We start from the raw sequence: 25,844 nt of genomic DNA on the forward strand, positions 1-25,844 counted from the left end.
GCCGCCCGTGCGCCTTTCTGGTAGCTGGAAACAACCAGAAAGGCGCACGGGCGCGGAGCGCCTACGGCGTGACGATCGGGAACGCGTTGTCGGGCGGGTCGAGCAATTCGGTGAGGGCGAGGAGTTTCGACGGGTCACCCGTCACCTCGATGCCCTCCAGACCCCGGCCGGCGAACAGGGCGAGCAATTGCATCTTCGTCAGGGTCAGCGTGACGTCCGGTTGCGTCGGCGTCCTCGGCGCGACCGTCTGGATGAGCGCGCCGTTGGACAACGTCGTCCGGTAGTGCGCTTCGGGTTCGGTGAAGTGCCACTCCGCGACGAGGGTCGCGTCCCAGGCCCGCGGGCCGTTGATGCGGAGGGCGACGGAGTCGAAGATCTGGTCGATCGTCAGGGCGCTCAGCATGTCCGCGCCGAGGTCGCTGAGCGGCGGGGCGACGATGCCGCCGCGCAGTTCGAGTGCCCCGGTGAGGTAGAAGTTGCGCCACGTCGCGTTCTCTGCGCCGAACCCGAGTTGCTCGTACGTGCGGGCCAGCAGGTCCTTGGCCGCGTCGTCGGAGGGGTCGGCGAACACGGCGTGCTTGAGCAGTTCGGCCGCGAACCGCAGGTCTCCGCGCTCGAGGTACTGCGTCGCCTTCGACCGGACCTCGTCCTGGCCGCCCATGCACTCGACGTAGCGGGTGGCCACGCTTTCGGGTGGATGCTGCCACAGCGACGTCGGGTTGCCGTCGAACCAGCCCATGTACCGCTGGTAGATCGCCTTCACGTTGTGGCTGACCGAGCCGTAGTACCCGCGCGCATGCCAGGCGGATTCGAGGGCGGGCGGCAGCGGGAAGTTTTCGGCGATCTCGATCCCGGTCAGTCCTGCGTTGAGCATTCTCAGCGTCTGGTCGTGCAGGTACTGGTACAGGTCGCGCTGCTCCGACAGGAATTTCACCACCCGGTCGCGACCCCACGTCGGCCAGTGGTGGGACGCGAACGCGACGTCGTAGCCGCCATCGAACATCTCGATCGCCTGGTCGAGATACCGCGACCAGGCGCGGGGATCGCGGACCAGTGCGCCGCGCAACGTGAGGAGATTGTGCAGGTTGTGGGTGGCGTTCTCCGCCATGCACAGTGCCCGGTGGTCCGGGAACAGGAAGTTCATCTCGGCGGGCGCCTCCGTTCCCGGTGTCACCTGGAAGAGGATCCGGATGCCGTCGACGGTCTCCTCCTGACCGGTGTGGGTGATGTCGACGGTCGGCGGGATCAGCCCCGGCCTGCCGGTCGACGTGTTCGTTCCGAGCCCCGCACCGAGGTGCCCGCGCGGACCCTTGGGCAGCAGCGGTCCGTACATGTAGGTGGCGCGCCTGCCCATTGCCGTTCCGGCGTAGATGTTCTCGGAGACCGCGTGTTCGAGGAACCCTTCGGGGGCGAGGATCGGGACGTCGCCGCGACCGTCCGGGAGGACGCCGAAGACACCGCCGAAGTGGTCGATGTGGGAGTGCGTGTAGATGACGCCGGTGACGGGCCGGTCGCCCCGGTTCTTCCGGTACAGCGCGAGCGCGGCGGCCGCGGTCTCCTGCGAGATGAGCGGGTCGATCACCAGGACACCTGTCTCGCCCTCGACGATCGTCATGTTGGACAGGTCGATTCCGCGTAGCTGGTAGATGCCCTCGGTGACCTCGTACAGACCGTCCTTCGCGCACAGTTGCGATTGCCGCCACAGACTCGGGTCGGCCGTGTCCGGGCAGTCGCCGGACAGGAACGCATACTCCTGCATGTCCCACACCGCGCGACCGTCCGCGTCCGTGACGGTGCAGGGGTCGAGACGGTCGACGAAACCGCGGTCGGCGTCCTCGAAATCGGTGGTGTCGGAGAAGTCGGGTGTCATGGTTCTTCCTTCTCGTGTCGTGGCGGGGTGGGGGTGGTGGCCGGTGCCGGGGGTGTGGGAGAGCTGCTGAGGATCGTGTTGACCCACCTCGTGGACGGGTCGATGTCGATCAGCAGTGCCTTCGCCATCAGCGTCAGCGGGATGGCGAGGATCGCGCCGAGCGGTCCGAGGATCCACGTCCAGAACACCAGCGACAGGAACGTGAAGGTCACGGACAGGCCGACGGCGTCCCCGACGAACTTGGGCTGGATCACGGACTGGATGATGACGTTGATGACGCTGTACAGGACGATGACCGTCAGCATCAGTCCCGGACCGCCCTGCAGCAGCGCGAGCAGGGCGGGTGGGACGAGTCCGAGAACGAAGCCGACGTTCGGGATGTAGTTGGTGATGAACGACAGCAGGCCCCACAGGACCGGCAGCGGAATCCCCAGTGCCCACAGTGCCCCGGTGTCGATGACCGCGACGATCAATCCGAAGACGGTGGTCACGACCAGGTACTTGCGGGTGCCGAGGGAGAAGGCGGAGAGGGCGGTGGCGATGTCGGGGCGCATCCGCGTGACGATGCCCATCCGCGAACCGTAGGAGCTTCCGTCGACCGCCATGAACAGCAGGAGGGCGGCGAGGAACAGCAGGTTCGAGAAGATTCCCAGCATCGCCTGCAGGATGCCGTCCACGAAACCGAACACCGTGGCGTAATCCACCTGGGAGAGCATGGTCTGGGCGCTGGCGGAGTTCACGCCGTTGCTGTTCAGGAAGCTCTGAGCGTCGTCGATGAGGGACGTGAAGTCGTCCGCGTACTGCGGGAGCAGCGTGGCGAGCTGCGCGACCGACAGCGCCAGCGACAGCACGAGTACGACGAGGATGCCGTTGACGACCAGGATCGCGGCGATCGTCGCGAGCCACGCGGGCACGCCCTTCCCGTGCAGCCATACGGGGAGCGGATGGACCGCGACGGTGAGCATGAGGGCGAGGAAGATCGGGGCGAGGATCGGTGCCGCCACCTGGATCCCGGCCACGGTGACGACGAGCGCGGCCAGTCCGAGGATCACGATCAGGCCCCGCGGCATCGACCACCGAGAGTCCGGCTCCGCGCCGGATACGTCCTGCGGATCGATCATCGCGTGTCCCTTCGCAACGCCGGGGGTTCCGGGATGCCCCGATTCGACTCTTGCACCGGCGCGTCGGCGTCACATCATCCGTTGCAGATGAGGATCACCCGGCGCGGATGATGCCTCCCCCCGCCGGGGGTCGGACGATTCGACTGTTCGCAAACACACTTTCGAGAAGGGCATGGACATGACGACTACCCCGGAGTCCAGGACGGACAGCCCTGTGAAACAGGGTTTTGCAGCAGGAACTTCACTGGCAGCGGCGATATTGCTGCTGACCGTCGGCGTGATCTCGTTCTTCCAGGGCATCGCCGCAGTCGCGTCCGACGATCTGCTGGTCATCGGCGTCCAGTACACCTACCAGTTCGACACCACCGCGTGGGGCTGGATCCACATCGTGCTGGGCGTCGTCCTGGCCATCAGCGCGATCGGACTGATGACGGGCGCCACGTGGGCTCGCGTCGTCGCGGTCTGCATCGCCGCGCTGTCGATCCTCGCCAACTTCCTGTGGCTGCCCTACTACCCGCTGTGGTCGATTCTGATCATCGCACTCGACGTCGTCGTGATCTGGGCGGTCACCACCTGGGACACCGCCAGGGACTAGGACGATGACGACGTGGTGAGTACCGTGACCGGCACCTGGCCGGTGTTCGGCTCGCTGCGGGACTACCAACGGGGGTGGGTCAGGCCCGATGTGATCGCGGGCCTGACCGTGTGGGCGGTGCTGGTCCCGGAGGCACTGGCCTACGCGACCATCGCGGGGGTGCCACCGGTCGTCGGCCTCTACGCGGCGGTCCCGGCACTGATCCTGTACGCGGCGGCGGGCAGTTCGCGTCACCTCGTGGTGGGTCCGATGTCGGCGACCGCAGCCCTGTCGGCGGCGATCGTCGCGCCGCTGGCCGGTGCGGACGGCGGAAAGTATGCAGCGCTGTCCGCCGTCCTCGCGATCGCCACCGGGATCGCGGGGCTGCTGGCCGGTCTGCTGCGCCTCGGATTCATCGCCTCGTTCATCTCCGAGCCGGTGCTGAAGGGCTTCATCGTCGGCCTCGCCCTCACCATCATCATCGGACAGGTGCCCGCGCTGTTCGGAGTGGAGAAGGAGAAGGGCAACTTCTTCGAACAGGCCTGGGGGGTGCTCACCCATCTCGGGGACCTGCACTGGGTGACGCTCGTCGTCGGCGGTCTCAGCCTGGTGGTGGTGCTCGGGTTCAAACGCTGGCTGCCGCTGGTCCCGGGATCCCTGCTCGCCGTGCTCCTCGGGATCGCGGCGGTGTCGCTGTTCGGGCTGGACGACCGGGGCGTCGACATCGTCGGTCACATCGATCCGGGTCTGCCCTCGCTCGGTCTGCCGGCCGGAGTCGGGTTCGACGACTACGTGGACCTGCTGGGTCCGGCGGTCGGGGTGCTGCTGATCGGCTTCGCCGAAGGTCTCGGCGCCGCGAAGACATACGCGGCGAAGGAAGGCTACGAGATCGACCCGAACCGGGAACTTCTCGGCCTCGGCACCGCAAACCTCGGTTCCGGGCTGTGCTCGGGAATGGTGGTCAACGGCAGCCTCTCCAAGACGGCGGTGAATGGAGGGGCGGGCGCCAAATCTCAGGTCAGCGGTCTCGTCGTCGCCGCGCTGACCGTGGTCACGCTGCTGTTCCTCACCGGCCTCTTCGAGAACCTGCCCGAAGCGACCCTGGCCGCGGTGGTGATCGCCGCCGTCGTCGAACTCGTCGACATCGCCGCGCTCCGCGGGCTGTACGGGGTGTGGACGAGGCGGCTGGGCAGCATCTACGGCCACGCCGCGCGCGCCGACTTCGCGGCGGCTCTCGCGGCGATGGTGGGCGTCCTGCTGTTCGACACCCTGCCCGGGCTGGTCATCGGCATCGGCGTCTCCATGCTCCTGCTGCTCTACCGGGCCTCCCGCCCGCACGTCGCGGCGCTCGTGAAGGACGGGTCGCTGTGGGTGGACGCCGAACGCCACCCCGAACTGCCCTCCACCCCGCACGTGGTGGTCGTGCGGGTGGAGTCCGGATTGTTCTTCGCCAACGCCGATCACGTGAAGGACCGCATCGAAGAACTGTGCACCGACGACACCAGGACGGTGGTGCTTGACGCGGAGACGTCCCCGTTCATCGACGTCAGTGCGGCGCAGATGCTCGGGCAACTGCGGGACGCCCTGAAACGCAAGGGCGTCGACCTCCGGGTCGCCCGCGACATCGGCCAGTTCCGCGACACGATGCGCCGGGCGGACTCCGGAACTTCACCCGTCGGCCTGTACCCGACCGTGCGGGAAGCACTTGCCGATGTGAGCCGGAAACGGCCAGAGGAGGATTCGTGACCGTCAGCGCAGAATTGCAGGAACTCGCCGCGAAGGCGTGGGTGTACGGGTTTCCGCTGGTGTTCGATCTCGACCAGGTGAACCGCTTCGTGTCGGAGGGGATGGGGAGCCTCGACGCGGGACCCTTCAACACGTTCAGCCATGCCCGCACACTCGCCGGGCCGCGGGACACGTTCGTCTCGGTCAACAACGACACCGTCTACTCGATCGCCCAGATCGACCTCGGCCACGGACCGCAACTGCTCCGGGTGCCCGACAGCGGCGGCGCGTACTACGTGCTGCAGTTCGTCGACGCGTGGACCGACAATTTCGCGTACGTCGGCAAACGCGCGACGGGAACGGCGGCCGGCCGTTATCTGCTGACCGGCCCCGGGTGGTCCGGCGAGGTCCCCGCCGGCGCGACGCGGATCGCGTTCCCCACGTCGGTGGGCACCATCGTCGGCCGCTGGGCCTGCGACGGCGAGGCCGATCTGGAGCGGGTGAAGGCACTGCAGTCGGCCCTGACGTTGGAACCTGTCGGCGACCAGGCACAGGTGGTCGGTCTGCCCGCGCCCGACCCGAACGTCCCCGAGGACCTTCGGTTCTGGGAGAAGCTGCGGGTGTATTCGCAGGCGTACCCGCCCGCCGCGCAGGACCTGATCGCCGAGCAGATGTTCGCCCCACTCGGGTTGCTCGAGACCGGGGCGTCGCCGTACCTCGAGGCGCCGCCGGACCTCGCGTCCGTCCTCACGGCGGGCGCCGAGGCCGGGCACCGATCGTTGGTTGCCGCACTGAAATCGGGCGCCGGTGCGGCGGTCGTCAACGGCTGGCAGTTGATGTACCACGCCTTCGACTACAACGACGACTTCTTCGAGGTCGGCACCGTGAACTCACCCGAGTGGCGGATCGAGGACCGCTCGAAGGCACTGGGACTGCGGGCCGGCGCCGCGATGGCGGGACTGTGGGGCAACCACGGCTACGAGGCCGCATACGCGCCGATCTACCACGACAGCGAAGGCAACGAACTGTCCGGCGAACACACCTACACACTCACGTTCGCGCCGACCCCGCCCGTCGACGCGTTCTGGTCGATCACCATGTACGACCTCCCGGAGTTCTTTCTCGTCGACAATCCCCTCGACCGCTACTCGATCGGCGACCGCACCCCGGGACTGGTGTTCGCCGACGACGGTTCGCTGACCATCACGCTCGGCGCGACCGCCCCGGCCGACCCGGTCGCCCGCGCCAACTGGCTGCCCACACCGGACGCGGGATTCCGGCCGATGCTGCGGATGTACAGCCCCCGGGCCGAGGTGTTCGACGGAACGTTCGAGATCCCGCCGATCGTGAAGACCATGTGATCCGGGAGACAGTGAATCGGCGGTAGTGTTCGGGCCGATTCGAGGGGGGATCGAGTGAAGAAAGTCGCCGCGGCGCTCCTGTGCGCCGCGATCACGTCCGGGTGCGCGCACAGCGTGTCGGGGACCGCGGGAGCGTCCCCGCTGCAGGAACTGAGTCCGGACCAGCAGCGGCACGTCCACGTCGAGGATGAACTCCGCGCCGCCGATCCGTGCGGACTGCTCGACGAGGCGGTGGTGCGGCACGCCGGGACGGTCCAGCAGTACGGGTCGGCCGTGCAACTGCCGGTGTGCTCGGCGCTGATGACGCGGCCCGACGGCGTCACCACCTATGTGGAGGTGTCCCTGCTGCCGTCGATGCTGTCCGACGCGTCGCTGACGCGGCCGGAGACGGTGGACGGAATGACCGTCTACCGCGGCGCGGGCGCCGACCTGACCCGCGGGACGTGCGAGCGTGTCTTCCGGCTGCCCCTCGGAATCGACGACGAACAGGTGGGACGGCAGCCCGCGACCGTCCGCGCCGGAACCGTCGCGGGCCAGGACGCCTGCCCGCTGGCCGACGCGGTACTGGACTCGGCGATCGACAGGATGCGGTCGGGGCTGCCCGCCCGCGACGCCGGCTCCCCGGATCAGGTGGCGCTCGCCGTCCACGACCCCTGCGAAGTCCTCGACGTGCTGGGGACCACGGCGGGCGGACGCGTCGTCGATCCGGAGTCGCCGCCTGCCCCGTTCGACTGCGTCCTGTTCCCGAACCCGAATTGGGTGCCCGGGAGCGAGGTGACCGTGTCGTTCACGATGTCGCCGGTGAAGGAAAACAGACCACTTGTTCCCGCCGAGCCGGAGACGGTCGGCGACCGGTGCCGGTGGACGAGCCCGATGGGTGAGCCGATCGACATCACACGGCCCGGAGCGGGTGTCGACGAGTTCACCCGCAGGCTCGGCCACGCGGGTGCAGTCGTCACTGTTCACGGCCCGAACTGCGCCGCCGTGGCAAGGGTCGCGGACGCCGCGAACACGGCGTTCGGATAGGCGTCCGACCGGACTCACCCGGGATCAGATTGGACTCCGCCGGTAAGCTCGACAGCTGGACCAGTACAGATTCATCGACCTGGAGGTAGAAACGCGTGGCTCTCGTCGTCCAGAAGTACGGCGGATCCTCGGTGGCAACCGCCGAGAGAATCCGACGAGTGGCTGAACGGATCGTCGAGACCAAGAAGGCCGGCAACGATGTCGTCGTCGTGGTTTCAGCGATGGGGGACACCACTGATGAGCTGCTCGATCTGGCTCAGCAGGTGTGCCCAGCCCCACCCGCCCGCGAAATGGACATGCTGCTGACCTCCGGTGAGCGCATCTCCAATTCTCTCGTCGCAATGGCAATTCATTCGCTCGGTGCGGAGGCCCGTTCGTTCACGGGCTCGCAGGCGGGTGTCATCACCACCGGTGCTCACGGCAACGCCAAGATCATCGACGTCACACCGGGCCGCGTCCGGGATGCGCTCGACGAGGGCTCGATCGTCCTCGTCGCCGGATTCCAGGGCGTCAGCCAGGACAGCAAGGACGTGACGACCCTCGGGCGCGGCGGTTCGGACACCACCGCGGTGGCCCTCGCCGCAGCCCTCGAGGCCGACGTCTGCGAGATCTACACCGACGTCGACGGAATTTTCACCGCCGACCCGCGCATCGTTCCCGACGCGCAGCGGCTCGAGACGGTGTCGTTCGAGGAGATGCTCGAACTCGCGGCGTGCGGCGCGAAGGTGCTCATGCTCCGCTGCGTCGAGTACGCCCGCCGCTACAACGTGCCTGTGCACGTCCGTTCGTCATACACGACCAAGCCGGGCACCATCGTGTCCGGATCGATGGAGGACATCCCCGTGGAAGAGGCAATCATCACCGGAGTCGCGCACGATCGCGGCGAGTCCAAGATCACCGTCGTCGGCCTGCCCGACACCCCCGGTTACGCCGCGCAGGTCTTCCGCGCGGTGGCTGATGCGGAGATCAACATCGACATGGTGCTGCAGAACATCTCGAAGGTCGAGACCGGCAAGACGGACATCACGTTCACCCTGCCGACGGCCGACGGCCCGCGGGCGGTCGAGAAGCTGACCAAGCTGCAGGGCGAGATCGGCTTCACGCAGGTGCTGTTCGACGACCACATCGGCAAGGTGTCGCTGGTCGGTGCGGGCATGAAGAGCCACCCGGGCGTCACCGCGACATTCTGTGAGGCGCTCGCGAAGGCCGGCGTCAACATCGACCTCATCTCCACGTCGGAGATCCGCATCTCGGTGCTCGTCAAGGACGTGGAGCTGGACAAGGCCGTCAAGGCGATCCACGATGCATTCGAGCTCGGCGGCGACGAAGAAGCCGTCGTGCACGCAGGAACGGGACGGTAATCATGACCACCATCGCTGTCGTCGGTGCCACCGGACAGGTCGGCATCGTCATGCGCACCCTCCTCGAGGAACGCAATTTCCCCGCGGACAAGGTGCGGTTCTTCGCCTCCGCGCGGTCGGCGGGCAAGAAGCTGCCGTTCCGCGGCGAGGAGATCGTCGTCGAGGACGCGTCCGCGACGTCCGACGAGGACCTGAAGGGCATCGACATCGCCCTGTTCTCGGCCGGTGCCACGCTGTCTCGTGAGCAGGCCCCGCGCTTCGCGGCGGCCGGTGCCACCGTCGTCGACAACTCTTCGGCGTTCCGCAAGGATCCCGACGTGCCGCTGGTCGTCAGCGAGGTGAACCCGGAGCAGGCGAAGAACCCGCCGAAGGGCATCATCGCCAACCCCAACTGCACCACCATGGCCGCGATGCCGGTGCTGAAGGTCCTGCACGACGAGGCCGGACTGCAGCGTCTCATCGTGTCGAGCTACCAGGCCGTCTCCGGCAGCGGCATCGCCGGTGTCGAGGAGCTGGTGGGCCAGGCCCGCGCCGTCATCGGCGACGCGGAGAAGCTGGTCCACGACGGCAGTGCCGTCGACTTCCCGGCCCCGAACAAGTACGTCGCACCGATCGCGTTCAACGTGCTGCCGCTGGCCGGCTCCATCGTCGACGACGGCAGCGGTGAGACGGACGAGGACCAGAAGCTCCGCAACGAGAGCCGCAAGATCCTCGGCCTGCCCGACCTGCTGGTGTCGGGCACGTGCGTCCGCGTCCCCGTGATCACGGGTCACTCGTTGTCGATCAACGCCGAGTTCGAGCGTCCGCTGTCGGTGGCACGCGCGCAGGAGATCCTGTCGAAGGCTCCCGGTGTGCAGCTCGTGGACGTCCCCACCCCGCTCCAGGCTGCGGGCAGCGACCCGTCGCTGGTCGGGCGGATCCGTCAGGACCCGGGTGTCCCGGAGGGTCGCGGTCTGGCGCTGTTCGTGTCCGGCGACAACCTGCGTAAGGGTGCCGCCCTCAACACCATTCAGATCGCCGAACTGCTCGTCTAGCTCCCCCGACGTGAGTGGCAAAGTGTGCTCCCGCACGCTTTGCCACTCACGTGTCGGTTGCGGGTGGATACTGGGCCGATGAGAGTGGTCGGGGCTGCGGTGGCGGCGGTTCTGCTGCTGCTCACCGGCGCGGCCGAGGTCTCCGCGCAGCCGCCCGGGATCCTGCTGTCGCAGGAGGAGCTGCCCTCCGGTACGGTCCCCGCCCAGGCGGGAGACAGCGTCCGGGTGCAGTACTCCACCCTGCGTACCTCCACCGCGACCGGTGAATCGACCGGATCGGTCTTCCTTCCCCACGGCGACCCGCCCGCCGGCGGCTGGCCGGTGGTGTCCTACGCCCACGGCACCGTCGGTGTCGCCGATCAGTGCGCACCGTCCGTCGCCGGGTTCAACTACGTCGAGCTGCCCGCGATCGAGCAGTGGCTCGCAGCCGGGTATGCCGTCGCGGCAACGGATTACGCGGGAATCGGCACAGCGGGTGTCAACGCCTATCTGGACGGTCCGGCGGCCGCCGCGAACGCCGTCGACGTCGTCCTGGCCGCGCACGAGGTCTACGGCGACGTGCTCGCCGACCGGTGGATCGTTACAGGACTGTCGCAGGGCGGGCAGGCGACCTACTTCGCCGCCCGCGAGGCCATCACCCGGGCACCCGCGCTCGACTTCCGGGGCGCCGTCGCCGTGGCCGCGCCGACCCACCTCGAGCAGCTCTTCCCGGCCGCGGGTCCCGCAGTTCCGGCTCTGCCGACCACCGGAATCGTGAACTACGCGTTGTTGACCCTCGCCGGTATCGACGACCAGCGTCCCGAGGTCGACATCCGGCGCTACCTGTCGCCGACGGGACTCGACCTGATGGAGTTCGCGAAGGTGACGTGCAGCCGCGAACTCGGCCGGTACCTTCTCGCCCACCCCACGTCGGTCGGCGACCTGTTCGCGGCGCCGCTGTGGAACGACCGGTTCCGGGAGCTGTTCCGGGAGATGCAGCAGGTGCCCGTCGACGGCCTCGACCGTCCCCTGCGGGTGGTGCACAGTTTGTCCGATGCGTCGGTGCCGATTCCGTTGACGTGGGCGCAGCTCGCCGAGATGCGGCAGCACGGGGTGAACGTCGAATTCCAGCAACTCGTCGGTGAGGACCATCGCGGGTCGCTGATGGCCTCCATGCCGGAGTCCCTCGCGTTCGCCGCGCGCGTGCTGTCCCCCAGGTGAGTGGCAAAGCGTCCCCGAGCACGCTTTGCCGCTCACCTCACCCGGGACGTGCGAGGCGGACACGGCCGCCCGACCCTACGGTTCGGACATGGGCTCAGTCATCGGAGAACTGTTACCGCTCGCGGTGGGTGTCGCGATCTCGCCGATACCGATCATCGCCGTCATCCTCATGTTGCTGTCGAAGCGTGCGGGCGGGGCGAGCGCGGGCTTCGGTGTCGGCTGGATCCTGGGCATCGTCGTCGCGACAGGGATCTTCGTGCTTCTCGCCGGCAGCGTCGACGCGTCCGACTCCGACGGCCCTTCCGCGACGGCGTCGTGGGTGAAAGTCGTTCTGGGTGTGCTGCTGCTCCTGCTCGCGGGACGGCAGTGGCGAAGTCGCAACGCCGACGCGGAACCCCCGAAGTGGATGCAGGCCATCGACGACCTGAACTTCGTGAAGTCCACGGGACTCGCATTCGCGCTGGCGGCGATCAATCCCAAGAACCTGCTGCTCTGCGTGTCCGCGGGCGTCGGAATCGGCACCGCCGGCGTGAGCGGGGCAGAGCAGGTGGTGGCCCTGGTCGTGTACACCGTGCTGGCCGGGTCGACCGTCCTCGTCCCGGTGGTCGCGTACGCCGTGGCCGCCGACAGGATGCGCGGCACCCTCGACAGCCTCAAGGTCTGGCTGCAGGCCAACAACGCCGCCGTGATGAGCGTGCTGCTACTCGTGATGGGCGCCGTCGTTCTCGGGAAGGGACTCGGCGGCCTGTTCTGACGCGACCGCGTCCGGTCCGCGCAGGTAGTGCCCGACGTAGCCCTCGTCGAGCGCGATGGCCTTGACGATCACCGCGGACCCTACGATCACGACGGACAGGACGAACAGCCAGCTGATCGCGGTGAATACCAGGCCGAGCGACCCGAACTGGTGTTGCGCGGCGGCGGTGATCCGGGGCAGGACGAGGCGTCCGCCGACGTGGAGGGCGGTGAGCGCGGCGGCGGTCAGCATCCCGGTCGCCCAGAGCACGCGACCCTTGAGGGTGCCTATCGTCAACAGGTACGGGCTGAGGGTCCACACGGCCATCCACACCGCGAACTCCCCGGCGACTGCGAGAGGTGGCCCGATGAACCGGACGTTCGTGAGCTCGCTGGCCAGGCCGATCGCCGTCCCCGACAGCGCGACGGCGAACAGGACGACGAGCCACCGCCAGGCGTCTCGGAGGCTGATCGACGGGACGTTCCAGATCTTGCCGTAGACCCGGGCGAGGGCCCGCGCGAAGGACGTGCCGCTGATCGCGATCATCAGCAGCCCGACGACCCCGAACGCGGCGAAGGAGGGGTTCGTGGTGTCGACGTCGCCGGAGGTGGATGTCAGTTCCGTGGGGTCGAAGCCGAACTGGGTCTTGATGGTGCTTGCGGTCACGTTCCAACTGCTCAGTGTGGATGCCGCGATCATCACGGGCAGCACGGACGTGAAGATCCTGGCGGCGAGCGTCATCGACCTGTCGAAGAGTTCGATCCCCACCAGCCCGTCGATGATGCGCCGGACCGTGCGCCCGGGCGGGGTCCCCTGGAGCCAGCCGTTTGCCGTTTCGGTGTGCGCGGCCAGAGCTTCCCTGGCCAGCGCCACAGATAGTTTCGTCGACCGCACTCTTCGAGCGAACACCGATTCGGACGGGTTGTCATCATCCGCGTCAGGTGAGAACGCGGGGTCCGGTCACGGGCGGACGATGCACCGGAACCCGATGTGGCAGGTCGACGTCTCCTCGGTGTCACCCTGCCGGGCCGAGGGCCGGTAGCGGAGGCAGTAGTTGGGCGCGCAGAGATGCGAGCCGCCCTTGATCACGCGGCGCGCGTACGGCTCGTGCGGGTCCGCGGCGACAGCGGTGTCGATGCGGGGGTTCGCCGGAATGCAGCAGGAACTCGCGGGTGCCACGTTCTTGCCGCCCGCGGAGTGATCCGCGGTGAAGTAGTCGGTGGTCCATTCCCACACGTTGCCGGCCATGTCGCCGAGTCCGTAACCGTTGGGCCGGAAATGGCCGACCGGCGACGTCCCGGCGAACCCGTCCTCGAGGAGGTTCTCCCACGGGAACTGCCCCTGCCACACGTTTCCGCCGGGCCTGCCACCCGGTTCGTGCTCGTCGCCCCACACGAACGGCTTCCGGTCCAGGCCGCCGCGGGCGGCGAACTCCCATTCGGCCTCGGTCGGCAGGTCCTTGCCCGCCCACTCCGCGTAGGCGCGGGCGTCGAACCACGACACGTGGGTGACGGGATGGCGTTCGCGTCCGCCGACGTTGCTGCCCGGACCCTCCGGGTGCCGCCAGTCGGCGCCCGGCGTGAACGACCACCAGCGGGTGAAGTCGTCGAGGGGCACGGGGCCGGGGGTCGGGGTGAACACCAGCGAACCGGGCACGAGCAACGCCGGATCCGCGCCGGGGTACTGGGTGGGGTCGGGGGCGATCTCGGCGGTCGTGACGTGGCCGGTGTCCTTCACGAACCGCCGGAACTCGGCGACGGTGACCTGGTGCGAGTCCATCCAGAACCCGTCGACCGTCACCTGGTGGACGGGGCGTTCCTCGGGGTAGAAGTCCTCCGAACCCATCCAGAAGGTGCCACCGGGGATCCATGCCATGTTCTTCGGAACTGCACGAGTCATGGGGTCAGACTGGCACGACGACGGCCGTCGTGCGACGGTGCGCCCGTAAACCGGGTGCGCGCAGCGACGGTTGGGGTACCGTCGGCTACTCGAGTCGGCTACTCCAGTCGCAGCGCTGGTCGCATCGTGCAGGGGGCTCCACCGTATGGATGGACGAATTCCGCGTAGGTCGTTCGTGCGTGGTCTGGCGCTGACGGCCGGGCTCGGCGCCGTCGGAGCGGGGTCGGCGAGCGCCTACCCGTTCGGGATCGATCCACTGCGGCCGTTCGTCTTCTCCTCGCCGCCGCTGCAGCCGTTCCGGGAACAGTTGCCGCCGTTGCCGGTGCTCGGCGGGACCGCCGTCGAGGTGCACGCGAGCAGCACGATGCACGTGTTCCATCCCGACCTGCCTGCATCCCCGGCCCTCGGCTACGGCGGCATGGATTACCTGGGCCCGACGATCGAGGCGCACGTCGGCGAACGGACCTCACTGACCTACCGCAACGACATCACGAGCAACCCCCTCGCCGCCGACGTCGACACGCGGATCCACGGCGTGAGCGAGCAGGACCGCACCCAGGTCCCGACGTCGCTGCACCTGCACGGCGGACGGACGCCCCCCGAGTTCGACGGACACCCCGAGGACACGATGCGGCCGGGACAGGGGATGGTGCACGAGTTCCCGAACCGGCAGGACGCCTGCGCGCTCTGGTATCACGACCACGCGATGGGCGTCACCCGGCTCAACATCTACGCAGGGCTGGCGGGCATGTACCTGCTGCGCGACGAGTACGACACCGGTCAGACCGGCAACCCGCTCGGTCTGCCTGCGGGCGAGTTCGAACTGCCGCTGGTGTTGCAGGACAAGAACTTCACCGACGACGGACGGCAGAGTGTCCGCTCCAACCCGCTGAATCCGCAGGGCAGCTGGGAGGCCGCCACCCCCGGCGACGTGGGGGTGGTGAACGGCAAGGTGTGGCCGGAGATGCCGGTGGCGCGCGGCCTGTACCGGCTGCGGATGGTGAACGCCGCGTCGTTCAGCGTGTGGAATCTGTTCTTCGAGAACCGGATGAGGTTCTGGGTGATCGGCGCCGAGGGCGGGCTGCTCGACGCGCCCGTCGCCACCGACCACGTCCGCCTCGGACCGGGGGAGCGGGTGGACCTCCTCGTCGACTTCGGGGCCCTCGCCCCGGGTACGACGGTGGAACTGCGCAACGACGAGCCGATCCCGGCGCAGGTCGCGCAACGCGGCGTGCAGATCATGCCGCGGTTCTGCCGGTTCCGGGTGGGGCCCGCCGCCGGGTTCACCGGTGGCGTGCCGGAGACGCTGCGGGGCGGAAGCCGTGGCCTCGCCGTGCTCCCGCCCGTCGCGCGGCCGTCGGTGGTGCGCAACGTGTCGGTGATGCAGCTCGCGCAGGGTCTGGGTCAGCCGTCGCCGCTGATGTCGCTGAACAACCTGCGCTACACGACCGACGACATCGAGATGCCCCGGCAGGGGACCGTCGAGCAGTGGAACATCGTCAACGTCACGCCCGAACCGCATCCGATCCACCTGCATCTGGTGACGTTCCGGGTGATCGGACGGCAGGCGATCGACACGAACGCCCTGATGCAGGCCGTCCCGGTACCCGCGGTCGGGGTGCGGTGGACGCCGTCGGCGGACCCGTTCGTTCTCGGGCCGAACCTGGCGCCGCAGGTGTGGGAGTCCGGGTTCAAGGACACCGTGATTGCGGACGCGAACTCGATCACCCGGATCGTCGTCCGGTTCCCGACGGCGGACGAACTCGGCTTCGACCCGGACGCCACGTTCGGGATGTCGGCGGCGCACACGATGGATCACTCCGGTGGCGGCCACATGGAGCAGTCCCCGCATCCCCTGCAGGGGTACGTGTGGCACTGCCACATGCTCGACCACGAGGACCACGACATGATGCTGCGGTACCGCCTCGTGCCCTGAGGCCCGTGAGTACTTATTAACGTCCCGGGGGCTGTTGCAAAATTCCGGGTCGGGGTGTCCGCGTGTCACCATGGTCTGACCTGGGGTTTCCTGGATAATGTGTTGGTGGCCAAGGGATATCGACCGGTGAATCGTGATCAGCAGTTCCTGTTGCCGCCGGACATGCGGGAGTGGGTGCCGCCCACGCATCCGGTGTGGACGGTGATCGAGATCGTCGACTCCCATCTCGACACCTCGGCGTTCCACGCTTCTCGTCGCACCGGGGGCGCCGGCCGGGCCGGGTACGACCCGGACATGCTGGTGACCCTGCTGATCTGGGCGTGGTCGCGGGGGATGCGGTCCTCCCGGCAGATCGAGCGGGCCTGCACCGAGGTGGTGTCCTACCGGGTGATCTGCGCCGGCGACACCCCCGACCACGTGACGATCTCCCGGTTCCGCAAGGACAATCACACCGCCTGTCAGGACCTGTTCACGCAGGTCCTGATCCTGGCGGCGTCGCTGGGGTTGGGGCGGCTCGAAACGATCGCGTTGGACGGGGTGAAGATCGCCTCGAACGCCTCGAAGGACGCCAACCGCACCGAGGCCGGGCTCCGCAAGGCCGCCGCCGCCGAGGCCGCGCGGATCGCCGCGGCCGCCGCGGCGGCGCACGCGGCCACCGATGACGCCGAGGACGACCTCTACGGCGAGGACGATCCGGGCCCGGGCCAGGTGCCGGCGGAGTTGGCCGATCCGGGCACCCGGTCGGCGCGGATCGCGGAGGCGTTGGCGCAGCTCGACGCGGACAAGCAGGCCGAGCAGTCCGAGCGGGACGGGAAGTCGCGGCACTACCTGGCCCGGCTCGACGCCGGCCAGACGGTGATGGGCCGGGTCCCGGTCGGGGCCGAGGTCGCCGCCGCCGAGCGGCGACTGGCCCAGGCGGTCACCGCCCAGCAGGCGGTGCTCGACCGATTCGAGGAGCGCACCGCGTCCGGGGCCCGGGGCGGGTTCGTCCCGAAACCGGTCGCCGAGCACCACCTGGTCCGGCGGCGGCGCACCGAACTCGACACCGCCCTGCGCAAGCAGGCCGCACGCGATGCCACCGCCGGGCAGCGTCGCCGCAACACCACCGACCCCGACTCGCGGCTGCAGCCGCTGCGCGGCGGCGGCTGGCTGCAGGGCTACAACTGCCAGGCCTTCACCAGCGTGGACGGGGTGATCCTGGCCACCGGGGTCGGGACCGGCCCCGCCGACTACGCCTACTTCCCCGAGATGGTCGACAAGGCCGGTAAGGCCGCGCAACTGATCGACACCACCCGCCGCCACACCAACCCGAACCCCGCCCCCGCTCCGGCCCCGGCCCCGGCTCCGGCCCCGGCTCCGGCTCCGGCTCCGGCTCCGGAGGAGTTGATCGGGGTGATGCTCTTCGACGCCGGCTACTGCTCCCGCGAGAATCTGACCGCCCCGGGCCCGGACCGGTTGATCGCCACCGGCAAAGCCCGTGACCTCGAAACCGCGGCGGCCGAGAACCCGGTCACCGGATCCCCACCACCACAAGCCGATCCGATCGCAGCGATGACCCACCGACTGCGCACCGAGGCCGGCATCGCCACCTACCGCCAACGCTCACCCATCGCCGAAACCGTGTTCGGGCACGCCAAACACAACCTCGGATTCCGCCGGTTCACCAGCCGCGGCCTCGACCGGGCCCGCAGCGAATGGGCCTTCCACGCCGCGGTCCACAACATCGGCAAGATCCTCACCCACCTGACCGCAGGAAACACCCTCCCGGCCACCACCTGACCAGGCGGGGCCACCCCCGCCCGCACCGGCACCCGCCCAACGCGCCGAACACAGCCACACCACCGTCACTCAATTCCGCAACATCCCCCCCGCGGTTAATAAGTACTCACAGGTGCACTTACAAGCAGTCTGGACTGTTTTCTTTTTTCCGCTTACAGTGCTGAGTGTGACACCTGACACGGCAGTAGCCAAAACGACCCGCACGCAGGCCGAGCGGACCGCGGCGATGCGCACGAAGCTGCTCGACGCGGCCGTCGACTCTCTGGTCGAGCTCGGATACGCCCGCACCACGACGCAGGGCATCGCGCGGCGGGCAGGGGTGTCGCGCGGCGCGCAGTTGCACCACTTCCCGACCAAGGAGTCGCTGGTGGTTGCCGCGGTGGAGCATCTCGTGGACAAGCGGATGGAGGAGATCCTCGCCGCCGAAGTGGATGCCGGCCGCGGGATCGAGGTGCTCGCCGACGCCTTCTCCGGACCGCTGTTCTACGCGGCCCTCGAACTGTGGGTGGCCGCCCGCACCGACCCGGCCCTGTTCGAGGCGACGGTCCCGCTGGAGCGGAAGGTCACCGACGCGCTGCGTCGCGGGTCGGCGGAGGTGTTCGGCGATCGGTTCGACTCCGACGCCATCGAGCTCAGTATCGAATTGGTTCGCGGTCTGGCGGTGTCGGCACTGTTCCGCACCCCCGAGGCCGAACAGTCACTACGCGCGCGGCTGTTGCCCGTGTGGGAATCGAAGGTGGAGAAGTCGTGAATCTTCCGCAGCACGTACACACCCTGATCGTGGGGGCGGGTTTCGCGGGCATGGGCCTGGCGGCGCGCATCCTGCAGACGCAGCCGCAGGCCGACGTCCTGATCATCGAGCGCGGCGACGACGTCGGCGGCACGTGGCGCGACAACACCTACCCGGGGTGCGCGTGCGACGTCCCGACGTCGCTGTACTCGTACTCGTTCGCGCCCAGCGCCGACTGGAGTCACACGTTCGCCCGCCAGCCTGAGATCCATCGCTACCTGAAGAAGGTCGCGGCCGACACCGGTGTCCGGTCCCGGGTGGTCACCGAGTGCGAACTGCAGGAGGCGCACTGGGGCGACGACGCGGCCGTCTGGACCGTTCGGACGAGCCGCGGAACGCTGACGGCCGACGTTGTGGTGGCCGCGACCGGTGCGCTGTCGACACCCAGCGTCCCGGACATGCCCGGGCTGGAAACCTTCGGCGGCACCACGTTCCATTCGGCCACGTGGAATCACGACCACGACCTCACCGGTGAACGCGTGGCTGTCATCGGAACCGGCGCGTCGGCGGTGCAGTTCGTGCCCGAGATCGCGCCCGTCGCCGGGCACCTCACCGTGTTCCAGCGCACCCCCGCCTGGGTGATCCCGCGACTCGACCGTGCATTGCCGGACGCCGAGAAGACCCTCTACCGGCGACTGCCGTTGGTGCAGAAGGTAGTCCGCGGTTCGGTGTACAGCTTCCGGGAAGCCTTGGGCGGGGTGCTCGCCCACGCCACCGGACTGCTGCCGGTGTTCGAGGCGGTGGCCCGGGTGCACCTCCGCAGGCAGGTGCGCGATCCCGAACTGCGCCGCAAGCTCACACCGAACTTCACGATCGGCTGCAAGCGGATGCTGCTGTCGAACGACTGGCTCCGAACCCTCGACCGCCCCGACGTCACGCTCGTCGACGCCGGACTCGCCGGGGTGACAGCGGACGGCGTCGTCGACGCGGTGGGCAACGAGCACAAGGTCGACACCATCATCTTCGCGACCGGGTTCACGCCGACGGAACCGCCGGTGGCGCACGCGTTGCGCGGGGCGAACGGCCGCACCCTCGCCGAGCACTGGGCCGGGAGCCCGAGTGCGTACAAGGGGACCACCGTCGCCGGGTTCCCCAACCTGTTCCTGATGTACGGGCCCAACACCAATCTCGGTCACAGCTCCATCGTCTACATGCTCGAATCGCAGTCCGCGTACATCGCCGACGCGTTGACGGCGATGCACCACAACGGAATCGCGGCTTTCGAGGTCACCGAGGAGGCGCAGCGCCGATACAACACCCGCATCCAGTCCGAACTGCAGACCACCGTCTGGAACAAGGGCGGCTGCTCGAGCTGGTACTACGACTCCGAGGGCCGGAACTCCGTCCAGTGGCCGACGTTCACCTGGAAGTTCCGCTCGCAGTTGCAGCGCTTCGACCGGGAGAACTACGTATCCCGGCGCAGGACGGCGAAGAAGACCGTCGCGTGACGCATTACGACGTGGTCGTGGTCGGCTCCGGTTTCGGCGGCAGCGTCGCGGCGCTCCGGCTCACCGAGAAGGGGTACCGGGTCGGTGTTCTCGAGGCGGGCAGGCGCTTCACCGACGACGAACTGCCCGAGACGAGCTGGCGGTTGCGACGCTACCTGTGGGCACCCTGGCTGGGCTGTTACGGCGTGCAACGGATCCACCTCCTGCCCGACGTCCTGGTCATGGCCGGCGCCGGGGTCGGCGGTGGATCGCTGAACTACGCGAACACGCTGTACCAGCCGCCGCGCCGCTTCTTCGAGGACCGGCAGTGGGCGCACATCACCGACTGGCAGTCGGAGCTGGCCCCGTACTACGAGCAGGCGAAGCGGATGCTGGGGGTGACGACCAATCCGTCGTTCACCCCTGCCGATGCCGTCATGCGCGAGGTGGCCGAGGAGATGGGCGCCGGTGCGACGTTCACGTCCACACCGGTGGGTGTCTTCTTCGGCGAACCGGGGTCGCGGGTGGCCGACCCGTTCTTCGGCGGCGAGGGTCCCGACCGCACGGGGTGCACCGAGTGCGGCAGTTGCATGACGGGTTGCCGTGTGGGAGCGAAGAACACGCTCGTCAAGAATTACCTCCACCTCGCGGAGAAGGCGGGCGCCCGGGTCCATCCGCTGACGACGGTGAAAGCGTTGCGCCCCCGGCTGGGCGGCGGCTACGAGTTGCGGACCCGCCGCACCGACGGAATCCGTAGGCGGGAGCGCACGTTCACCGCCGACCAGGTGGTGGTCGCCGCGGGCACGTACGGTACCGCCCGGCTGCTGCTGGCGATGAAGGAATCCGGTGCGCTGCCACGGTTGTCGCCGAGGCTGGGGTCGGTGGTACGCACCAACTCGGAGGCGGTGCTCGCGGCCACGGCCAGGAACCGCGACACCGACTTCACGAAAGGCGTGGCCATCACGTCCTCGTTCCACCCGGACGACCACACCCACATCGAGCCGGTGCGGTACGGCAAGGGCAGCAACGCGATCGGGCTGCTGCAGACCGTCCTCAGCGACGGCGGCGGCCGGGCGCCGCGGCTGCTGAAAACGGTGGGAGTCGCGCTGCGCCGGCCCGAGGCGTTCGCCCGCAGCCTGTCGGTGCGGCACTGGTCGGAGCGCACCGTGATCGCGCTCGTGATGCAGACCGACGACAATTCGCTCGAGCTCGCCAAAGGGAAGGGCCGACTCGGGCGCGCGGTCACCAGCCGTCCGGGTCCCGGGGATCCGCCGCCCGAATGGATCCCTCAGGGGCACACGGCCATCAGGAAGGTGGCCGCGCGGATCGGGGGAGACCCCGGCGGCTCCGTCGCCGACGTCGTGAACATTCCGATGACCGCGCATTTCCTCGGGGGATGCGCCATCGGGGACTCGCCGGACACCGGGGTCGTCGACCCCTACCTGCGCGCGTACGGACACGACGGGCTGCACGTGGCCGACGGGTCGGTGGTGAGCGCGAACCTCGGCGTCAACCCGTCGCTCACCATCACCGCCCAGGCCGAGCGCGCGTTCGCGCTGTGGCCCAACAGGGGTGAGACCGACACCCGGCCCGAGCCAGGCAAGCCATACGTACGTATCGCACCGTCACCGCCCCGGAATCCGGTGGTGCCCGCCGACGCGCCGGGCGCACTGCGGCTTCCGCTGACGGTCGTGAACCGAAGGGAGACAGTCGATGTGGAGCGTGCCTGAATCGACCACCGACCGCACCGACTGGCCCGAGAGCTCACCGCCCCCGTGGCCGGCGGCCGTCCGCGCGACGCTGTGGTGGCACCGTAGCACCGCGGCCGCCCGCGCCCTCGGACCCGGCGGCGCCACCGTCCCGATGACCCTCGCGATGATGGTCGACTATCTCGACTCGCCCGTCGGGCCCTACCGGGAAATCCTCGCCAGCCCGGTGCTCCGCGCGCCGGGGCGTCGTATCGGCGTCCTGCCGCGCATGGCGGTCCCGTTCATCGCCGTGGATTCGGAACCCTCCGTGCACGGTGGACGTGCACACTGGAGCCTGCCCAAGGTGCCTGCCGAGTTCGGCGGCGACGTGCACGGCGACTTCGAGGCGTCGTCCGGGGCGTGGCGCGTCACCACGAGCACCCGGCCGCGCGGACCGCGGCTACCGATCGCCGGAGCGCTGGGGTTCGCGCAACCGGGTGACGACGGTCGTGGTCTCGTGACGGCGTCCGCGCGGCTCCGCGGCCACTTTCGGTACGCCCGCGTGGACGTGGCGGCCGACGGACCCACGCTCGCCGACTGGCTGACGCCGGGAACGCATCACGGCGTCGTGATCACGGACGGCCGGATGACCACCGGGCCCGCGCGTAGGCGCTGACAGCCCGGGGCGCTACGCGATCTCCGCGGCGACGCCGGCGAGGCGCGGCAACACGGTGTCGCGCCAGCCCGGACCCATCCGCTCGAACGCGTCGCGGCTGCGTTTGTCGTCGAGGTCGAAGCCCGAGTGGTCGAGGAACAGGCGCGTGCCCGCACCCTCGGGAACGAGGCGCCACACCAGCGTCCAGTTCTCGGTGAACGTGTAGACGAAGCGCCGTTCCGGCTCGACCTCGACCACTTCGCAGGGCACGGCGCCCCAGCCGGGCATGTCGAGGTGGAACCGGTGCCCGACGGTGGCGGCGATGTCGCCCGCGGCCCACCAGCGGGCGAGCAGATCCGGCTCGGTGAGGGCGCGCCACACCTTGGCCGGCGGCGCGGCGATGAACTGGTCGACGGAGATCCGGGTGGTGGTGCGGTCGGTCACGAGTCCTCCTCGAGGAAGTCGGCGAGTGTGCGCAGGCGGTGATGCCAGAACCGCTCGAACGGGTGCAGCCAGTCGCCCACGTCGGCGAGCGGCTCGGCGGTCAGGTGGTAGTGCCGCTGCCGTCCGGACGGTTCGTCGCGGACGAGCCCGGCCCGGCGCAGCACCTGTAGATGCTCCGCCACCGCGGGGCGGCTGAGGTCGAACCGGCCCGCGAGCTCCCCGGCGGTGAGCGGTCCGTCCACCAGGATTTCCAGCAGACGCCGTCGCACGGGGTTGGCGAGGGCGAGGAAGACGTCGTCGTCGGGCACGGGGCGAGCTTATGTCGGAGATTTCCGACATGTCAATAATCTCCGACACATCCTTTTCTTGACTAATTCCAAAAAGGCGCGATACTGGAACACATGCAACACGGCACGGATCCCACAGCGCAGCTGCGCGGCGTGGGCCTCCGTGTCACTGCACCACGTGTTGCAGTGTTGAATGCGGTTGCCGTACGGCCGCATTCCGACGTCGACGACATCGCAGCCGTAGTCCGCGAAGAGCTGGGATCGGTCTCCACCCAGGCGGTATACGACGTCCTCAAGGCGTGCACCGCCGCCGGTCTGCTCAGACGTATCGAACCCGCGGGATCGCCCGCACGGTTCGAAACCCGTACCGGAGACAACCACCACCACCTCGTGTGCCGCAGCTGCGGGACCGTCGTGGACGTGGACTTCGCGGTCGGCGAGGCACCGTGCCTCGACCCCTCGCAGGCCCACGGATTCGAGATCGACGAGGCCGAGGTCGTCTTCTGGGGGCTCTGCTCTCAGTGCCAGGCCGACGCGCAGAGCGAAACCGGGTCGGCAGCAGCCCTGTCCTGATCCCGGTTCGTTCCCGCCGATACACCCTCACCCGATTGCAACCTGGAGGCTCTCAACTGGGTGGGGGTCTAGGGGGCCGCGTCGTAGGCCCCTCGGCGTACAGGTTTCCGGTCAGCGAGTTTTCGACCGGGAGGATCGCGACGTCAACCTGGATGGACCTGCACCGGAGAGTGTTCGGGCCGACGGGGCGGAAGCAGTTGTATTGCTGGGTGTCCGGCTCGACTGGCCAGGACCCCTCACCCGCCGATCAGGATGTGACGTTGCGTGGGCGTGCCAACGGCACCTGGTGCAGAGCCTACCAGGATCGTGGTTCCGGTCCACGGGAGAGACTCGAGCGGGTGTGAATCGGGTGGGTGACGACGCGGCCACCGGCCGGTTCGCGGTGGTGCGGGTGGTGGCGGGATCGGTCGGCGCGGGTTTCGGGGTGGCGTGGATCGAGCGTGACGTGTCGGTGGTCGGCGTTAGGGTCGAGACCGTCGGTGAGGATGGGGACACAGTCTCGGGTGGGGGAGCTGATGGAAGACGATCATGGCGTTGAGGTGGGCCAGCTGATGGCCGATACCGGATTGCCTGCGCTGCGGCAGTTCTCGTTCACCACCCGCCCCTACCTGGCGGTCGATGACATCACCGGTGAGCCGATCGGACTCGACGATGTCGACACCCGGGTGGGGTGGCTGCTCGACCTGATCTCGGGCGCCGAAGCGCGGCTGCTGTCGCGGCTGTGGCGACCGGCCACCTTCGATGTCCTCGCCGCCGGCGTGGACCGCCAGGGCCGCAAGCTCCCGACGCAGGGCCATGTCGCTGCTGCGCGTCTGGGCTGGACCCCGCACTACCCGGACGATGTCTACATTCCGTCACGTGTCACCCGGGTGGTCACCGCACAGGCGATGGCGACGCTGCGGACCCTGACATACCGAGACACCGCGATTACTGCACTGTCGGCCCGGTTCGACCCGGCCACTGGCACTCTGGCGCCGCCGACCGAACCGGGTGACTGGGTGCCATTGGGTTTCGCCCGGGGCGTGGTGCGGCAGCTCACCGCGCGCGCCTGCCGCACCGACGGCGCGGTGCAGGCGTGGCTGCGGATCACCGACATGCAGGCACCACCGAAGACCTCGGCGATGGCTCGGCTGTCCGCAGCGGATCGACAACTCGCACACATCACCGTCACCGACGCCGTCATGACGTTGACCGTCAAACTGCCCACCACCGTCGCCCCGACAGGACATGCGCAGTGGCGACGAGTCCGGTTGACCGCCGCGATCCCACCGCACCTGCACGACCGGCCGATCACCGACTGGCATCTCCCCACCCTCGTCCTCGACCGGAAAGGCCTGTTGTGGCGGTGCGCGGCCACCGAGACGGTCCCCGCCGCTGATCTGACATCGGGAACTTCCGCGGTGGGCGTGGACTGGTCCCCGGCCACTCTCGGCGCCGCCGCCACCGCAGCAGAGGGCCCGGAGGGGCTGGTCTCCGATTACCGGGGCGTCACCTACGACGACCGCGGCCTCGGGACGAAACTCGCCCGCCTGCAGGCCGAGGGGCAGATGCTGCACCGCAAGGCGGCCCGGCTGACGCGACTGGCCGCCACCGCCCCACCCGAGGTCCGCGCCCGGCTGGAGGCGAAGATCGCCGTCCTCGACGCCCACCGCGAGGCGGTGGGTATCAAGCGGGGAAAGATCAACCGAGAACTGGCCTTCCACTTCGCCCGGCAGGTCACCGACTACGCCACCTCGGCGGGCGCACGGGTGATCGCGGTGGAAGACCTGACCACCCTCGAGACCCGCGGGCATGGCCGGGTCAACAACAATCGGGCCGCGCAGTCCGCCCGCCGTAAAGCGACCGCCGCTCTCGCCCACACCGCCGCCGGTGTCGGTATCGTGGTGGTCTCGGTGCCCGCCCGAGGATCCTCGGCACAGTGTCCGGGCTGCGACGAACCCCTCGCCCGCCCCGGCGGCTATCACACCGCGTGGTGCCCGGGCTGCCGGGTCGGCGGCAACCGGGACCACGTCGCGGGGGTGAACCTCGCCAAACGCGCGCTCCTCGGCAAAAACAAGGCCACCCGGCGGCGTGGGCAGCTGCCGGCGATTCGGGTCGCCGAGCACGCACCGGTGCGCCGGTCCCGGGACAAGACCAGTCCGACCCCGCGTCGGCCGCGGCATCGCCGGGTCCGCCGCAGCCTGCCCACCGTGACACCGCGGGTGGGGTGACTCCGAAACAGCATGTTCCTGCACCACAAGCGTCGGTGTGGGACACGGTCAAACCCGCACCACCTCACGGTGATGCGGGTAGCCGTGACACACGTCCATCTCCCACGCCGCCACGCAAGTGGCAGACAGTATGAGATCTACGTAGACGCTT

21 protein-coding genes and 1 pseudogene are annotated in these 25,844 nt (G+C 68.9%); 16 read left to right on the forward strand and 6 right to left on the reverse strand.

Going from position 1 to position 25,844, the window contains the following annotated elements:
- Positions 1 to 61 precede the first annotated feature (61 nt).
- On the reverse strand, positions 62 to 1,870 hold the full coding sequence (locus JWS14_RS23230) for an alkyl/aryl-sulfatase (RefSeq protein ID WP_095862935.1): 1,809 nt from the start codon (positions 1,868 to 1,870) through the stop codon (positions 62 to 64).
- A complete protein-coding gene (locus JWS14_RS23235; RefSeq protein ID WP_206014477.1) occupies positions 1,867 to 2,991 on the reverse strand; it encodes an AI-2E family transporter in 1,125 nt (374 codons plus the stop codon). Before JWS14_RS23235 ends, JWS14_RS23230 begins: the two co-directional genes overlap by 4 nt.
- A gap of 172 nt (positions 2,992 to 3,163) precedes the next feature.
- Between JWS14_RS23235 and JWS14_RS23240 the strand changes: the two genes are divergently transcribed.
- The 8 genes from JWS14_RS23240 to JWS14_RS23275 all read left to right on the forward strand — a co-directional run bounded on the left by JWS14_RS23240 (position 3,164) and on the right by JWS14_RS23275 (position 12,026).
- Entirely contained in the window at positions 3,164 to 3,586 is a 423-nt protein-coding gene (locus JWS14_RS23240) for a DUF7144 family membrane protein (RefSeq protein ID WP_083395660.1), read from the forward strand.
- 12 nt (positions 3,587 to 3,598) lie between these two features.
- On the forward strand, positions 3,599 to 5,311 hold the full coding sequence (locus JWS14_RS23245; RefSeq protein WP_206014478.1) for a SulP family inorganic anion transporter: 1,713 nt from the start codon (positions 3,599 to 3,601) through the stop codon (positions 5,309 to 5,311).
- Positions 5,308 to 6,651, forward strand: coding sequence for a DUF1254 domain-containing protein (locus JWS14_RS23250; protein ID WP_241031448.1), 1,344 nt, complete (start codon positions 5,308 to 5,310; stop codon positions 6,649 to 6,651). Before JWS14_RS23245 ends, JWS14_RS23250 begins: the two co-directional genes overlap by 4 nt.
- Positions 6,652 to 6,705: 54 nt before the next feature.
- Complete coding sequence (locus JWS14_RS23255; protein WP_206014479.1) at positions 6,706 to 7,677, forward strand: hypothetical protein; 972 nt, start codon at positions 6,706 to 6,708, stop codon at positions 7,675 to 7,677.
- 95 nt (positions 7,678 to 7,772) lie between these two features.
- Entirely contained in the window at positions 7,773 to 9,038 is a 1,266-nt protein-coding gene (locus tag JWS14_RS23260; RefSeq protein WP_072938098.1) for an aspartate kinase, read from the forward strand.
- A 2-nt stretch (positions 9,039 to 9,040) separates the two neighbouring features.
- Positions 9,041 to 10,072: an aspartate-semialdehyde dehydrogenase gene (locus tag JWS14_RS23265; protein WP_072938097.1), complete on the forward strand. Its 1,032-nt coding sequence runs from the start codon at positions 9,041 to 9,043 to the stop codon at positions 10,070 to 10,072.
- A 78-nt stretch (positions 10,073 to 10,150) separates the two neighbouring features.
- Positions 10,151 to 11,272, forward strand: coding sequence for an alpha/beta hydrolase family protein (locus JWS14_RS23270; protein WP_206014480.1), 1,122 nt, complete (start codon positions 10,151 to 10,153; stop codon positions 11,270 to 11,272).
- An 88-nt stretch (positions 11,273 to 11,360) separates the two neighbouring features.
- A complete protein-coding gene (locus tag JWS14_RS23275; RefSeq protein WP_206014481.1) occupies positions 11,361 to 12,026 on the forward strand; it encodes a GAP family protein in 666 nt (221 codons plus the stop codon).
- On the opposite strand, the gene JWS14_RS23280 is transcribed toward JWS14_RS23275, so the two are convergent.
- Together JWS14_RS23280 and JWS14_RS23285 are read right to left on the reverse strand one after the other, a co-directional pair.
- The gene (locus JWS14_RS23280) at positions 11,973 to 12,878 is read right to left on the reverse strand and encodes a hypothetical protein (protein ID WP_206014482.1); all 906 of its coding nucleotides are present in this window, start codon (positions 12,876 to 12,878) and stop codon (positions 11,973 to 11,975) included. The two genes, JWS14_RS23275 and JWS14_RS23280, sit on opposite strands and share 54 nt — an antisense overlap.
- 87 nt (positions 12,879 to 12,965) lie before the next feature.
- A complete protein-coding gene (locus JWS14_RS23285) occupies positions 12,966 to 13,904 on the reverse strand; it encodes a formylglycine-generating enzyme family protein (RefSeq protein ID WP_206014483.1) in 939 nt (312 codons plus the stop codon).
- A gap of 145 nt (positions 13,905 to 14,049) precedes the next feature.
- Here JWS14_RS23285 and JWS14_RS23290 point away from each other — a divergent pair, with 145 nt between their 5' ends.
- From JWS14_RS23290 to JWS14_RS23315, 6 genes are all read left to right on the forward strand, one after another.
- Positions 14,050 to 15,840 (forward strand): multicopper oxidase family protein, encoded by a 1,791-nt coding sequence (locus JWS14_RS23290; RefSeq protein ID WP_206014484.1) that lies wholly within the window; start codon positions 14,050 to 14,052, stop codon positions 15,838 to 15,840.
- A gap of 99 nt (positions 15,841 to 15,939) precedes the next feature.
- Entirely contained in the window at positions 15,940 to 17,619 is a 1,680-nt protein-coding gene (locus JWS14_RS23295) for a transposase (protein WP_420855122.1), read from the forward strand.
- A 157-nt stretch (positions 17,620 to 17,776) separates the two neighbouring features.
- The gene (locus tag JWS14_RS23300) at positions 17,777 to 18,370 is read left to right on the forward strand and encodes a TetR/AcrR family transcriptional regulator (protein WP_206014486.1); all 594 of its coding nucleotides are present in this window, start codon (positions 17,777 to 17,779) and stop codon (positions 18,368 to 18,370) included.
- Positions 18,367 to 19,857 carry a flavin-containing monooxygenase gene (locus tag JWS14_RS23305; RefSeq protein WP_206014487.1) on the forward strand — a complete coding sequence of 497 codons (1,491 nt, stop codon included), beginning with the start codon at positions 18,367 to 18,369 and terminating at the stop codon, positions 19,855 to 19,857. Before JWS14_RS23300 ends, JWS14_RS23305 begins: the two co-directional genes overlap by 4 nt.
- Positions 19,854 to 21,566 (forward strand): FAD-dependent oxidoreductase, encoded by a 1,713-nt coding sequence (locus JWS14_RS23310; RefSeq protein ID WP_206014488.1) that lies wholly within the window; start codon positions 19,854 to 19,856, stop codon positions 21,564 to 21,566. Before JWS14_RS23305 ends, JWS14_RS23310 begins: the two co-directional genes overlap by 4 nt.
- A complete protein-coding gene (locus JWS14_RS23315) occupies positions 21,550 to 22,200 on the forward strand; it encodes an acetoacetate decarboxylase family protein (protein ID WP_095862948.1) in 651 nt (216 codons plus the stop codon). The genes JWS14_RS23310 and JWS14_RS23315 overlap by 17 nt, the downstream gene beginning before the upstream one ends.
- Positions 22,201 to 22,212: 12 nt before the next feature.
- On the opposite strand, the gene JWS14_RS23320 is transcribed toward JWS14_RS23315, so the two are convergent.
- Positions 22,213 to 22,623 carry an SRPBCC family protein gene (locus JWS14_RS23320; protein WP_095862949.1) on the reverse strand — a complete coding sequence of 137 codons (411 nt, stop codon included), beginning with the start codon at positions 22,621 to 22,623 and terminating at the stop codon, positions 22,213 to 22,215.
- The gene (locus JWS14_RS23325; protein ID WP_206014489.1) at positions 22,620 to 22,931 is read right to left on the reverse strand and encodes an ArsR/SmtB family transcription factor; all 312 of its coding nucleotides are present in this window, start codon (positions 22,929 to 22,931) and stop codon (positions 22,620 to 22,622) included. Before JWS14_RS23325 ends, JWS14_RS23320 begins: the two co-directional genes overlap by 4 nt.
- A gap of 93 nt (positions 22,932 to 23,024) precedes the next feature.
- On the opposite strand from JWS14_RS23325, the gene JWS14_RS23330 reads away from it, so the two are divergent.
- Together JWS14_RS23330 and JWS14_RS23335 are read left to right on the forward strand one after the other, a co-directional pair.
- Positions 23,025 to 23,483, forward strand: a complete 459-nt coding sequence (locus JWS14_RS23330) for a Fur family transcriptional regulator (protein ID WP_206014490.1) — start codon at positions 23,025 to 23,027, stop codon at positions 23,481 to 23,483.
- 551 nt (positions 23,484 to 24,034) lie between these two features.
- Positions 24,035 to 25,838 (forward strand): annotated as a pseudogene (locus JWS14_RS23335) (zinc ribbon domain-containing protein).
- Positions 25,839 to 25,844: the final 6 nt, after the last annotated feature.

This window comes from Rhodococcus koreensis (genome assembly GCF_017068375.1).
Lineage (GTDB): Bacteria > Actinomycetota > Actinomycetes > Mycobacteriales > Mycobacteriaceae > Rhodococcus_F > Rhodococcus_F koreensis.